This window comes from Streptococcus sp. 20925_1_24, from assembly GCF_041432335.1.
Lineage (GTDB): Bacteria > Bacillota > Bacilli > Lactobacillales > Streptococcaceae > Streptococcus > Streptococcus mitis_BM.
In genome coordinates, this window is sequence record NZ_JAPVZM010000008.1 from 84,914 (window position 1) to 96,608 (window position 11,695).

Sequence of the window (11,695 nt, forward strand, 5' to 3'; positions counted from 1 at the left end):
GCTTTATTCAGTTCTGAACAATTTGCCTCAAATGTCCATATGACTAATATTGACCGCCGTATCAGCAAAACAAAAAAAGCCATCTATCAAGCTTTTCTACAACTTTTGAACGAGAAGGGCTACGAATCCACTACAGTTCAGGATATCATTGATCTCGCAGATGTGGGACGATCCACCTTTTACTGTCACTATGAGAGCAAGGAACTACTTCTGGACGAGCTTTGCCGCTACCTCTTCCATCACCTCTTTGAAAGAGAGGAGTCCATTTCAACCGAGGATTATCTCGCCCACCTCTTTCTGCATTTTCAGAAAAATCAAGACCATATCACCAGTCTGCTATTTTCCAAAAATGACTACTTCCTCCGTCAACTCCATAAAGAGCTAGAACACCATGTCTATTCCCTGATGGCTAATGATTTAAAAGAAGCTCACCCTAATCTACCTACTTCTTACCTCCAACACTTAGTCGTGTCCAACTTTGTCGAGACATTGACCTGGTGGCTCAAAAAAGGACAAGACTTTACAGACCAGGAAGTTGTCCAATTTTATCTAGACCTTCTCATTCCTAAAAATTGAATAGCAAATAGAGCTCAGTTGCCTTATTTCTTGGTTACTGAGTTTTTTATCTTTTCAACAACAAAAGAGGACCCGCCGATCCTCTTTTTCATAATATAAAATCCTTGATTATCAACTCTGTCTGTTTTATCCCAAAACTTAAAACAGTACTTTCAAACATCTATTCTTAGTTAGGTAAATCCGTATTCTGCTTAGCAGCCTTGCTCCATTGATACCAACCAACTATACTGTTAATGAGATAAATCAAGTATTTCCCTTGGATTTGCAGGCTTTCTCCCCACCAGAGATAGATTGAAAAGACATTAGTTGCTGCCCAGAATATCCATTGTTCACGGTAAACAGCTGTCATGAGGATTTGGCCTACACCATTGAATGAGAACAGCGTAAGTTGGGAGACGAAGTTCGAATAGTGATGGGACAGTCTCCTAATTCAGAAAATTATACTGATGATCCTAATGGGCGCTAAAAATGCGAAGACCTATGAAAACCTATTTTGTATTAGTCAAACAAAAAATCCAAAAGAAATGGTATATGATTATGACCATGAAACAAAGTAAAATCAAACCGAGTGATCTGAGGAAGCACCCGATGATCATGAAACGTTATTAAACACAAAAGTCACCCATGTGAGTTCTTGCCAGAAGCTGAAGTTAATCCTTCAACCTGGAAAACCCGCAGAGGTGACTTTTTCTATACATCTCGATTTTTCTGGCAATAATCATTAACCGATAAATATGTCTGTGAATCACCCAGCGACTCCGCTATGTCCATAATCCGTGGTGGTAGTAATCCCACTCGCTGGACAAGTTCGCGATCGCTGAACAATTCCCGTGGATTGCCGGCGAAGCTAAACTTCCCGTGTTCCATAACATATACCGACTCAAACTCGGCGGCGACCCAATCCATGTCATGGGTGATGGTCACAACTTGGTGGCCCGAATCAGCCAACTGATGGAAAATTGCGGTCAACTTGCGCCGGCTTTCCCAATCAAGCGACATCATCGGCTCATCAAATAAATAAATCGCCGGATCCACTGCCAAAACTGTGGCAACGCTCAACAGCTTGCGTTCCGACAATGACAGGTCATATGGACTTTCAGCTGTTTTATCATCCAAGCCAACTCTTTTTAGAGCCTCTAAAGCCCGCCTCGTAATCGTGTCGTGGTCATCCATGACCTGCGCAACACTCCACTCCACCTCTCGTTGAACGGTCGGATTGAAAAGCTGATCGTCAGGATTCTGAAAAGTAATCCCAACCTTCAGTAACTTTTCGACTGGTTTAAGATCATTAAAATTTTCTCCATCGATCTTAATCACACCGGTTTGTGGTGTCAGTAAGCCCGTCAACAATTTGAAGAGCGTTGATTTGCCGGCACCATTTTGACCGACAATCGCCACCATCGGATCGGTGAAGTGTTTGTCTTCAACATCCAAGCTAAAGGACCGTTCCGGATAAGTGAACGTCAAGTGGCTCAGTTCAATTGTGGACATAACGAACCTCCTTCAGATCAGCGTAATTCACCGGATACCGGCCATCAGCCAAGTGCCAATCCATTTTTTGAGCAAGTTGCTGGATTGTCGGGGCTGGAATCTGCCAGTCAGCTACCAAATGATTAAACACCTCACCCGGCCTGCCCTGGGCTACCATTTGACCCTCGTGCAGCACCCACACAACGTCGGCGACTTCGCACAAATCGTCAATTTCACTGGTGACAATGAAGACAGTCGTCTCTTTGACTTGGGCCAGCCATTGGAAAAATTGCCGGCGGCCAAGGGGATCCATCTCACTGGTCGGATCATCCATAATCAAAACAGCCGGATTAGCCACAATCGCCGTGGCAATTGCCAACCGCTGGATCTGACCACCGGAAAGGCTCTCGGGACGCAAATTCAGCTGTTCAATCAACCCCATTTGCGTGGCAACTTCTTCAACCCGTTTTTGAATCAGTCCTTCAGCCATTCCCTGATTAATCAAGTCAAAGGCGATTTCATCGGCAACCGTGTCTGCCAACCCGCTTAGTTGGCCAGCTGGATTTTGCAGTACAACTCCATTCATGGCATTATAAACGGGCCAATTGTCGGACACTCGCTGGCCAAACATGTGCCAGTCGCCCTCAATCTCAGCAGACACAATTTTGGGAATGACCCCTGCCAGTACACGGCACAAAGTCGATTTGCCGGAGTGGCTATTCCCGATAATCCCAACCACCTGGCCGGTATGAACCTCCGCGTTAATCTGACGCAGTTGTGGTTGCTCAGTACCCGGATAACGGGTGGTCAAATTTTCAATTACAATCCGTTTATCTTCGTCCATATCTTCCACCCAATCAATAAAATTGCCAATCCAGTCAGACCAATGTGCAGCGTCCGCGACAGGCGATACACGCGCTGGGAGGTTCTGACAGTCCGGTTGAGATTATCAAAACCTCTCAGTTGGAGAGAAATCGACCGCGTCATCGATTGATCCAAGGTCTTAATCACCAATGGAATCAGAACCGGCAGGACTGACTTTAATTTCTGAATCAACGTTTTTTGCGGATTGGTTCCGCGAACTTTTTGTGCCTGCTGGATTTTCCGCATATTGCGCATCATTTCCGGCAAAATATAACACACCGACATCAGAACGTAGACGGTTTTATAAGACAATCCGGACAGTTCCAAATAGGCCGCGTTTTCTGAAATACTCGTGGTCACCATAAAAAAGCCACTGGTCAAAATAATCACCAATACTCGACAACCCAGAGTGGTGGCGTAAATCAGGCCTTCTTTGTAGAACGACACCCCAAGCACAGAAAACAGCACAGTTTGATTCTGACTGTAAAATAACCCTTGGATGATCAGCATGGTGCAAATCAGAAACAGGCTGAATCCCAGCGCCTTAAAGGTGGTAGAACTCAATTTGGAAAATAACAATAGCAGTGTTGCGACAAGAATTAATCCGGCCTGAAGCAATAAATTCATACTGGCAAAGCTCAACAACGTCATGTCCAAGATGAACAAGAGCTTAGTAATCGGATCGATCACCTGGTACCACTTGAGCTTGACCCGTGGCGCTCCAGAAATCAATGTTTTATCAGTCATCATTTATCATCTCTAAAGAAGTGCTCCATCCGCTTCGGCAGCTGACGATAGATGAAGAATGCCAGGTAGGCCACGCAGACTTTATCCAAAATATCCAAGACAAACTCATCGGTAAATGAGGCCAGCCACACTGGTACATGATTGGCAACCATTACCGCAAACAATGAGTCACCCCAAGCGATACCGGTCTGACCACCCCAAAAGATGACATTGAGAGGCGTTGAAATGACAGCTGAAACGATGGCAACAATAATAGAAGAAACAAATACTCGTCGCGCTGACGAGAACCACCCATTGGCGTGCAAAACTCCGACAGCAATCCCAATTCCGATACTGGTAATCGCATACACGGTTGAAATTGGCGATAAGGTCAGCCCATAGATCACGTTGTTGATGAAACCACTAATGGCACCGGCAACCGGCCCAGCCAACATGCTGGTAAGAAAGGTTCCCAAAGACCCCAGCCAAACGGGCAACTTTAACCCCTCCGCCAAGGCTTTGGCAACATAGTTAATCCCCACGGCAGCGGGAATCAAAGTCATGGTGGCAGCACTTAACTTAAATTTCCACATACTGGTACGATGAATCGGTTCTGTTTTCATAATCTTCTCCTTTTGTTTTTAAAGAGCCGTGTCTGGATAGACTTTCGGACGCAACGCTCTATTATATATCTACTGAACTGTCTATACACAAGATTTCCATCCTTAGTCGACATGAGCTGGAAAATCCTTATTTGTTAAGTAGTTCACAACACATTATACACCAATTTTGTGAATAGTCAAGTGTATTTACAGTAAAATTTTAGAAAATCCTGAAAATTTCCTCTTATTTTCCATTTAAAAATGAAAATCATTAATTCTGACACCAAAAAAGCCCAGACGAAATTGTCTGAGCATTCTTCTAGTTAGTCGTTTAAGGAAGTTGGGTTCAGCATTTTTAAGTTATTTATTCAACAAACCTTGTTCTTGTAGAAATTCCTTGGCTACTTGTTCTGCTGACTTGCCTTCGACACCCACTTGATAGTTAAGTTGGCTCATCTGACTTTCTGTAATCTTACCAGCCAATTTATTAAGAACTCTTTCCAACTCTGGATGTTTCTTGAGAAGAGCTTCTTTCATCAGTGGTGCCCCTTGATAAGGCGGGAAGAGTTGTTTGTCATCTTCCAAGACCTGTAAATCATAACGCTCCAATTCCGCATCAGTCGAATAGGCGTCCGTGATTTGAATATCACCTGACTGAATAGCCTGATAACGAAGAGCTGGCTCCATAGTCGCTACATTTAGATTGAGACCATACATTGATTGCAAGCCCTTATTTCCATCCTCACGGTCGTTAAACTCAAGCGTAAAACCTGCCTTCAACTGCCCTTCCACTTTTTTCAAGTCCGAAATGGTCTTCAAACCATATTCTTGAGCAATCTTTTTCGGAACAGCTACAGCATAGGTATTTTGATAAGACATGGGTTTGAGATAGGCTAGATGATCCTGCTTGGCAATGCCATCACGCGCCACCTGATAAACCTGCTCTGGCTCATGACCCACCTTGGGTGATGGTTGAAGCAAACTTTCAGTAACCGTACCAGTAAATTCAGGATAGATGTCAATATCACCTTTTTTCAGAGCTTCATAAAGGAAACTTGTTTTCCCAAAATTTGGTTTAACAGTCGCAGTCATGCTGGTATTTTCTTCAATAAGGAGTTTATACATATTGGCCAAAATTTCTGGTTCCGGTCCCAATTTCCCAGCAATAACCAAGTTTTCTTTCTCTTTTTGAGCCAATAGAGCTGGGCTATAAGACAGACCGAGCAATATAGTCACCAAGGCAAAGCCAGAAAAAATCGTCCGCAATTTTGCTTTTTCCATCACTTTTAGCAGGAAGTTAAAGGCAATGGCAAGCACTGCAGAAGAAAGGGCCCCAATCAAAATCAGACTGGCATTATTACGGTCAATTCCCAAAAGGATAAAGGACCCCAGTCCTCCCGCCCCAATCAAGGCCGCCAAAGTTGCCGTACCGATAATTAAGACCGCTGCCGTCCGAATCCCAGACATCATAACAGGCATAGCAAGTGGAATTTCAAACTTCTTGAGACGCTCCCACCTAGTCATCCCAAAGGCAATCCCAGCCTCTTGCAAACTCGGGTCAATTCCCTTCAGCCCAGTGATGGTATTTTGCAAAATCGGAAAAATCGCATAAATCACTAATGCTGTCAAGGCCGGCAAGGTTCCAATTCCCATCAAGGGGATAAAGAGTCCCAACAAGGCAAGAGACGGGATAGTCTGGAAAATCCCTGCAATCTGCAAAACCCAGTCCGCCATCTTTTCATGATAACGAAGAAATACCGCTAAGGGGACTGCAATAAAAATAGCTAGTAACAGGGTCAAAAGCGACAACTGCAAATGTTGAGATAGAGCTGTCAACCAATCACTAAAACGATCCTGAAAAGTTGCAATTAAATTAGTCATGAACACTACCTCCAAACAAGTCTGCTACAAATTCTGTGGCAGGAGCTTTTAAAATAGTCTCGGAATTCGCCACCTGACGAATCTCTCCATCCTGCAAGACAGCAATACGATCCGCCAACTTCAAGGCCTCATCCGTATCATGGGTTACAAAAATAGTTGTCATCCCAAACTCTTTATGCAATTCTTTAGTAAGAACCTGCAACTGTTTTCTCGAAATAGCATCCAAGGCTGAAAAGGGTTCATCCATGAGCAAAATCTTGGGTTGACCAATCATAGCTCGAACAATACCAACTCGTTGCTGTTCTCCACCAGATAATTCACTCGGAAGTCTATGCCCATACTCAGCTACTGGTAATCCAACTTTTGCCAAAAGCTCTTCTGTTTTTTGAGCAATTTCTTCCTTAGTCCAACCCTTCATTTCAGGGATCAGAGCAATATTTTCCTCAACTGTTAGATTGGGAAAGAGAGCAATAGCCTGTAAAACATATCCAGTAGAAAGCCGGAGTTCACGCTCATCATAGTCTTTGATGCGCTTTCCATCCATATAAATATTTCCATCAGTTGGTTCCAAGAGACGGTTAATCATCTTAATCATGGTCGTCTTACCTGACCCAGAAGGCCCAACTAAAACCATGAACTCCCCATTCTCAATCTTTAAATTGACATCTCTCAAGACATCTTTTTCTGTATATCGTAGTGCTACATTTTTGTATTCAATCATGTTCTTCCTCTTTTAAAACTTATCTCTATTGATCAAGGATTCTATCTTAGGCAAAACTTCCTTATTATCCCAATACTCCACAATTTTCCCGTTTTCTAGACGGAAGATATCGCACTGGGCACAGGCATCACCATCAATTTGAGTCTGACCAGAGCTAACCACATAGTTTCCTTATCCTAAGAGTTGGAAAACAAAGTAAAAAGTGACCTTTGCTTATAAACAGCTAATTTGATCTATCTTAAACCTCATTTTCCTTCTCTTTCAAATTAGCCAAAATTCTTTCTTGAAAACCTTCAAACTGACGAATTTCTTCCTTTGAAAATCCTTTGTAAAAAATCGTATCCAATTTCTGACTGACTCGATCCCCCACTTCTTTTTGGGCCAGCCCCAACTCTGTTAAAACCAAATACTTCTTACGCTTATCTTCTCCACATGGACTAATCGTTACAAGATTTTGTTCCTCTAGTTTTTTAATCATCGTCGTCAGTGTATTATTAGCAAGCCCAGTTTCCAGAGCAATATCTGTCGCAGTTGCACAGCCAGTTTCACTATTCCATAAAACCGCTAAAATCTTTCCCTGCTCACTCCTATAAAGAGCTTCAGGGTCTTGGCTCAGTAACTTTTGAAAAATCCGCCCATTCAACAAACGAATATGATGGGCTACCAAATGACTATCTTTCATGACACCTCCAATTTATTTCCATATCGAAATGAATAAAACAATTGTAACACTCATCGTTCCAACTGTCAACTATTTCGATTTGGAAATAATTTTTCCCAGTAAAAAAATCTCCTACTCAAGGTAGAAGATTTCAATCTTATAAACTTAATCCGTCATATCTGATACCAAAGTTCGATGCTCCAATGGAATACTGCACATAACTAGCAAGAAAATGAAACCTGACTGAATCCAGAAGAGGGCCAAGTCAAAGATTCCATGCACAGCAACCACTGTAAGAAAAGATAGATAAAGACCGATAATCGGGCGTTTCCCCGACTCCTGACTCATATCCATCATCAAGCGAACAGGAGCAAGAGAAGACAAAACTAATAAAATAGTCCCCACAATTCCGTAACTCAGAATCGTATCGATATATAGACTGTGAGCATGTTCATGATAAGGAGCATTTATTCTAGGATAAGAGTGCATATAGGTCAATGGCCCCTCACCCCAAAAAGGATTTTGCTTAAACAAGGCCATCCCAGCATCCCAGATAGAAATGCGTTCTTCCATAGAAGAATCTAAAGTCCCCATCCGAACTCCCAAATCACTGGAAAAGAGGAAGCTCAAGCCAATCGCAAAGACCCCAATACTAAGCCAAAAGGCCTTCCAGTTTTTAATGGTCGTAAAGAGATAGATGATTGCTCCAGCGATAATAGCAGGAAAGGCAGTTCGATTTTGAGTAAAGTTCAATCCAAAGAGATTCACAAAGCCTGCAATCACACAGAATACTTTCAACCAATTCAACTTGGTCGTTGTAAACAGATAGAAGGCAATCATGATACAGAAACAACAAATAATTCCATAATAATTAGGATTAAAGAAGGTCACTTCTGCACGATTCTGATGCCACACCTGCATATTGGGTGAAAGAAAAGCATAGTTGAATTTCTTCACAATTTGGAAATGTTCTAAACTCGCAAAAGCAGCTGACAAGACGCTACCAAACAAGACGAGCTGCAAAATCAATCGAAAGAATTTATGTGATAAAATCGACTGATAATGCAAAAAGAAAACAGTAAATAGAAAAATTCCTACCGAAGCCACAAGACCCATCCAATTTTGTGCAAAAACGGATATAACAGTACTATAGCCAAGAAAAAGAAGCAGCATCGGATGCTCCCCCATTTTCTGAAGAATACTTTTCATGTCTCCTGTGAAAATTAAACTGATAATATATAAACAGAATACAACTACAAAAAGATAAAAGGGTAAAAAGATACTCAGGATAATCCCCAATAAAATCAGCTCTTTACTAGACAACCCTTTCAGCTTTTCAATAAAGCCTATTGATTTCAAAATGAATCCTTTCTCTCCAAATCAATTGATTCAGATAATAGTAAGCTACCCTTTATTGTACCACTTTTTTAGCAATTTGAAAACAAAGGAAACGTTTCCCTAGGTAAAAAAGTGAGCAAAAATACTGAGATTTCACAACTCAAGCTTAATGACTAGATTCACTCCAAAAAATCGTGCCGAAAATACTAGGCATATGTTAAAATAGTAGTAATAAAATAAAGATTAGAAGGAACTATCCAAACTATATTTAAATCATTTACAATTCCTAAAGAAAGGAAACACTATGAAATCCTACCAAGCTGTCTACCAAATTCTAGCAAAAGAAACCGATTATATCAGCGGAGAAAAAATCGCAGAAGAACTATCCCTCAGCCGAACATCAATTTGGAAAGCCATCAAGCGGCTAGAACAAGAAGGCATTGAAATTGATAGTATCAAAAACAAAGGCTATAAACTGGTGAATGGAGACCTTATTCTTCCAGAGATTCTAGAAGAAAATCTTCCAATTAAAGTCAGCTTTAAACCCGAAACAAGATCAACACAACTCGATGCAAAAGAAGCAATTGATTTAGGGAATGAAGCAAACACCCTCTATATAGCTTCCTATCAAACAGCAGGTCGAGGTCGATTTCAACGTTCTTTCTACTCACCACAAGGTGGCATTTATATGACGCTCCATCTTAAACCAAATCTCCCCTACGACAAATTACCCTCCTACACACTACTTGTAGCCGGAGCTGTCTACAAAGCCATTAAGAACCTAACTTTAATAGATGTCGACATAAAATGGGTCAATGATATCTACCTAAACAATCATAAAATTGGAGGAATTCTCACTGAAGCAATGACCTCTGTAGAAACAGGCTTAGTCACAGATATCATTATTGGAGTAGGAATCAACTTTACTATTAATGATTTCCCACAAGAATTAAAAGAAAAAGCTGCTAGCTTATTTAAAACTACAGCTCCAATAACAAGGAATGAATTAATCATAGAAATCTGGCGTGCTTTCTTCGAAACACCAGCAGATGAGTTATTATACCTATATAAAAAACAGTCATTCGTGCTTGGAAAAGAAGTTGCTTTCACACTGGACAAAAAAGACTACAAGGGACTTGCTAAAGATATCTCTGAAAATGGAAAACTTTTAGTACAATGTGATAACGGAAAAGAAATCTGGCTCAATAGCGGAGAAATTTCACTCAAGAGTTGGAAGTAGTAATAAATAAGCACAACCATAAAAACGACAATATATAAAGATTTTAGCTTTTCTGCAGCCCACTACAGTTGACAAAGAGCGCAAAAAAACTTCAGATAAGTAATCCAATTAAGTTTTACAAATCTGAAGTTTTTATTCTACTATTCTTAAAAATACAAAAAAAAGAGAGTTATAAACCCTCATTAAAACGGAGAATAAGGGATTCGAACCCTTGCGCCAGTTACCCGACCTAACGATTTAGCAAACCGTCCTCTTCAGCCTCTTGAGTAATTCTCCAATTAATGGGCACGAGTGGACTCGAACCACCGACCTCACGCTTATCAGGCGTGCGCTCTAACCACCTGAGCTACGCGCCCAAGTTAAAAACTTGGTAATTTGAACAAAGTTCAAAGCGGGTGACGAGAATCGAACTCGCGACAACAGCTTGGAAGGCTGTAGTTTTACCACTAAACTACACCCGCATACATACTATAAGTAAAAATGGCGCGAGACGGAATCGAACCGCCGACACATGGAGCTTCAATCCATTGCTCTACCAACTGAGCTACCGAGCCTTATTGCGGGAGCAGGATTTGAACCTACGACCTTCGGGTTATGAGCCCGACGAGCTACCGAGCTGCTCCATCCCGCGTTAATACAAAAGGAGGATGTGGGATTCGAACCCACGCACGCTTTTACACGCCTGACGGTTTTCAAGACCGTTCCCTTCAGCCGGACTTGGGTAATCCTCCATAATATTCAAATGGACCTTGTAGGACTTGAACCTACGACCACTCGGTTATGAGCCGAGAGCTCTAACCAGCTGAGCTAAAGGTCCAACAAGATCATTATAGCGGCGAAGGGGATCGAACCCCCGACCTCCCGGGTATGAACCGGACGCTCTAGCCAGCTGAGCTACACCGCCATATATCGGGAAGACAGGATTCGAACCTGCGACACCTTGGTCCCAAACCAAGTACTCTACCAAGCTGAGCTACTTCCCGAGTTAAATAGAAAAATGCACCCTAGAGGAGTCGAACCTCTAACCGCCTGATTCGTAGTCAGGTACTCTATCCAGTTGAGCTAAGGGTGCTCTATATTATGCCGAGGACCGGAATCGAACCGGTACGATCGTTACCAATCGCAGGATTTTAAGTCCTGTGCGTCTGCCAGTTCCGCCACCCCGGCCTCTCTAAGCGAACGACGGGATTCGAACCCGCGACCCCCACCTTGGCAAGGTGGTGTTCTACCACTGAACTACGTTCGCACTGTTTTCTTCTATCTAAAAATGCCGGCTACATGACTTGAACACGCGACCCTCTGATTACAAATCAGATGCTCTACCAACTGAGCTAAGCCGGCTCATTTATTATATCTTAATGCGGGTTAAGGGACTTGAACCCCCACGCCGTTAAGCGCCAGATCCTAAATCTGGTGCGTCTGCCAATTCCGCCAAACCCGCAGATATGACCCGTACTGGGCTCGAACCAGTGACCCATTGATTAAAAGTCAATTGCTCTACCAACTGAGCTAACGAGTCTAAAATAACTTACGTTATTCTAACGGTCCCGACGGGAATCGAACCCGCGATCTTCGCCGTGACAGGGCGACGTGATAACCGCTACACTACGGGACCT

Annotated in this window: 10 protein-coding genes, 16 tRNA genes and 2 pseudogenes; 2 read left to right on the forward strand and 26 right to left on the reverse strand. The window is 42.4% G+C overall.

Features of this window, described 5'->3' with window-relative positions:
* The first annotated feature begins 39 nt into the window (after positions 1-39).
* Positions 40-576, forward strand: a complete 537-nt coding sequence (locus tag O3650_RS05520; RefSeq protein ID WP_031237576.1) for a TetR/AcrR family transcriptional regulator — start codon at positions 40-42, stop codon at positions 574-576.
* 166 nt (positions 577-742) lie between these two features.
* Here the strand turns inward: O3650_RS05520 and pnuC are convergent.
* The 10 genes and pseudogenes from pnuC to O3650_RS05570 all read right to left on the reverse strand — a co-directional run.
* Positions 743-946 (reverse strand): annotated as a pseudogene (pnuC, locus tag O3650_RS05525) (nicotinamide riboside transporter PnuC); the annotation flags it as partial.
* A gap of 320 nt (positions 947-1,266) precedes the next feature.
* The gene (locus O3650_RS05530; RefSeq protein WP_101786469.1) at positions 1,267-2,067 is read right to left on the reverse strand and encodes an energy-coupling factor ABC transporter ATP-binding protein; all 801 of its coding nucleotides are present in this window, start codon (positions 2,065-2,067) and stop codon (positions 1,267-1,269) included.
* A complete protein-coding gene (locus tag O3650_RS05535) occupies positions 2,054-2,890 on the reverse strand; it encodes an ABC transporter ATP-binding protein (protein ID WP_020901625.1) in 837 nt (278 codons plus the stop codon). Before O3650_RS05535 ends, O3650_RS05530 begins: the two co-directional genes overlap by 14 nt.
* On the reverse strand, positions 2,866-3,657 hold the full coding sequence (locus O3650_RS05540; RefSeq protein ID WP_180948053.1) for an energy-coupling factor transporter transmembrane component T: 792 nt from the start codon (positions 3,655-3,657) through the stop codon (positions 2,866-2,868). The genes O3650_RS05535 and O3650_RS05540 overlap by 25 nt, the downstream gene beginning before the upstream one ends.
* Positions 3,657-4,259: an ECF transporter S component gene (locus O3650_RS05545; protein WP_101786471.1), complete on the reverse strand. Its 603-nt coding sequence runs from the start codon at positions 4,257-4,259 to the stop codon at positions 3,657-3,659. Before O3650_RS05545 ends, O3650_RS05540 begins: the two co-directional genes overlap by 1 nt.
* A gap of 339 nt (positions 4,260-4,598) precedes the next feature.
* Positions 4,599-6,119, reverse strand: coding sequence for an ABC transporter permease/substrate-binding protein (locus O3650_RS05550; protein ID WP_203176719.1), 1,521 nt, complete (start codon positions 6,117-6,119; stop codon positions 4,599-4,601).
* Positions 6,112-6,840, reverse strand: coding sequence for an ABC transporter ATP-binding protein (locus tag O3650_RS05555; protein WP_203176717.1), 729 nt, complete (start codon positions 6,838-6,840; stop codon positions 6,112-6,114). Before O3650_RS05555 ends, O3650_RS05550 begins: the two co-directional genes overlap by 8 nt.
* A 12-nt stretch (positions 6,841-6,852) precedes the next feature.
* Positions 6,853-7,047 (reverse strand): annotated as a pseudogene (locus tag O3650_RS05560) (polyketide cyclase); the annotation flags it as partial.
* 31 nt (positions 7,048-7,078) lie between these two features.
* Complete coding sequence (locus tag O3650_RS05565) at positions 7,079-7,522, reverse strand: MarR family winged helix-turn-helix transcriptional regulator (RefSeq protein ID WP_153193025.1); 444 nt, start codon at positions 7,520-7,522, stop codon at positions 7,079-7,081.
* 144 nt (positions 7,523-7,666) lie between these two features.
* The gene (locus O3650_RS05570) at positions 7,667-8,860 is read right to left on the reverse strand and encodes an O-antigen ligase (RefSeq protein ID WP_203176713.1); all 1,194 of its coding nucleotides are present in this window, start codon (positions 8,858-8,860) and stop codon (positions 7,667-7,669) included.
* Between the two features lie 283 nt (positions 8,861-9,143).
* Here O3650_RS05570 and birA point away from each other — a divergent pair, with 283 nt between their 5' ends.
* Positions 9,144-10,079 (forward strand): bifunctional biotin--[acetyl-CoA-carboxylase] ligase/biotin operon repressor BirA, encoded by a 936-nt coding sequence (birA, locus tag O3650_RS05575; protein ID WP_153193023.1) that lies wholly within the window; start codon positions 9,144-9,146, stop codon positions 10,077-10,079.
* 188 nt (positions 10,080-10,267) lie between these two features.
* Here birA and O3650_RS05580 read toward each other — a convergent pair.
* The 16 genes from O3650_RS05580 to O3650_RS05655 all read right to left on the reverse strand — a co-directional run bounded on the left by O3650_RS05580 (position 10,268) and on the right by O3650_RS05655 (position 11,694).
* Positions 10,268-10,355: transfer RNA gene (locus O3650_RS05580), tRNA-Ser, on the reverse strand.
* Positions 10,356-10,361: 6 nt separating this feature from the next.
* A tRNA-Ile gene (locus O3650_RS05585) sits at positions 10,362-10,435 on the reverse strand.
* 34 nt (positions 10,436-10,469) lie between these two features.
* Positions 10,470-10,540: transfer RNA gene (locus O3650_RS05590), tRNA-Gly, on the reverse strand.
* Positions 10,541-10,560: 20 nt separating this feature from the next.
* Positions 10,561-10,633: transfer RNA gene (locus tag O3650_RS05595), tRNA-Phe, on the reverse strand.
* A 3-nt stretch (positions 10,634-10,636) separates the two neighbouring features.
* Positions 10,637-10,710 (reverse strand) — tRNA-Met (locus O3650_RS05600).
* A 10-nt stretch (positions 10,711-10,720) separates the two neighbouring features.
* A tRNA-Ser gene (locus O3650_RS05605) sits at positions 10,721-10,810 on the reverse strand.
* A gap of 12 nt (positions 10,811-10,822) precedes the next feature.
* Positions 10,823-10,896 (reverse strand) — tRNA-Ile (locus O3650_RS05610).
* A gap of 13 nt (positions 10,897-10,909) precedes the next feature.
* Positions 10,910-10,983: transfer RNA gene (locus O3650_RS05615), tRNA-Met, on the reverse strand.
* A gap of 5 nt (positions 10,984-10,988) precedes the next feature.
* Positions 10,989-11,062: transfer RNA gene (locus tag O3650_RS05620), tRNA-Pro, on the reverse strand.
* Between the two features lie 15 nt (positions 11,063-11,077).
* Positions 11,078-11,151 (reverse strand) — tRNA-Arg (locus tag O3650_RS05625).
* A gap of 9 nt (positions 11,152-11,160) precedes the next feature.
* Positions 11,161-11,246 (reverse strand) — tRNA-Leu (locus O3650_RS05630).
* Between the two features lie 7 nt (positions 11,247-11,253).
* Positions 11,254-11,325 (reverse strand) — tRNA-Gly (locus tag O3650_RS05635).
* A 22-nt stretch (positions 11,326-11,347) separates the two neighbouring features.
* A tRNA-Thr gene (locus O3650_RS05640) sits at positions 11,348-11,420 on the reverse strand.
* Between the two features lie 18 nt (positions 11,421-11,438).
* A tRNA-Leu gene (locus O3650_RS05645) sits at positions 11,439-11,520 on the reverse strand.
* 5 nt (positions 11,521-11,525) lie between these two features.
* Positions 11,526-11,598 (reverse strand) — tRNA-Lys (locus O3650_RS05650).
* 23 nt (positions 11,599-11,621) lie between these two features.
* A tRNA-Asp gene (locus O3650_RS05655) sits at positions 11,622-11,694 on the reverse strand.
* Position 11,695 lies beyond the last annotated feature (1 nt).

Coding starts and splice junctions, on each gene's coding strand:
- O3650_RS05540 (WP_180948053.1), bottom strand. CDS start 3,657: ATGACTGATAAAACATTGATTTCTGGAGCGCCACGGGTCAAGCTCAAG.
- O3650_RS05520 (WP_031237576.1), top strand. CDS start 40: ATGACTAATATTGACCGCCGTATCAGCAAAACAAAAAAAGCCATCTAT.
- O3650_RS05555 (WP_203176717.1), bottom strand. CDS start 6,840: ATGATTGAATACAAAAATGTAGCACTACGATATACAGAAAAAGATGTC.
- O3650_RS05565 (WP_153193025.1), bottom strand. CDS start 7,522: ATGAAAGATAGTCATTTGGTAGCCCATCATATTCGTTTGTTGAATGGG.
- O3650_RS05545 (WP_101786471.1), bottom strand. CDS start 4,259: ATGAAAACAGAACCGATTCATCGTACCAGTATGTGGAAATTTAAGTTA.
- O3650_RS05535 (WP_020901625.1), bottom strand. CDS start 2,890: ATGGACGAAGATAAACGGATTGTAATTGAAAATTTGACCACCCGTTAT.
- O3650_RS05550 (WP_203176719.1), bottom strand. CDS start 6,119: ATGACTAATTTAATTGCAACTTTTCAGGATCGTTTTAGTGATTGGTTG.
- birA (WP_153193023.1), top strand. CDS start 9,144: ATGAAATCCTACCAAGCTGTCTACCAAATTCTAGCAAAAGAAACCGAT.
- O3650_RS05530 (WP_101786469.1), bottom strand. CDS start 2,067: ATGTCCACAATTGAACTGAGCCACTTGACGTTCACTTATCCGGAACGG.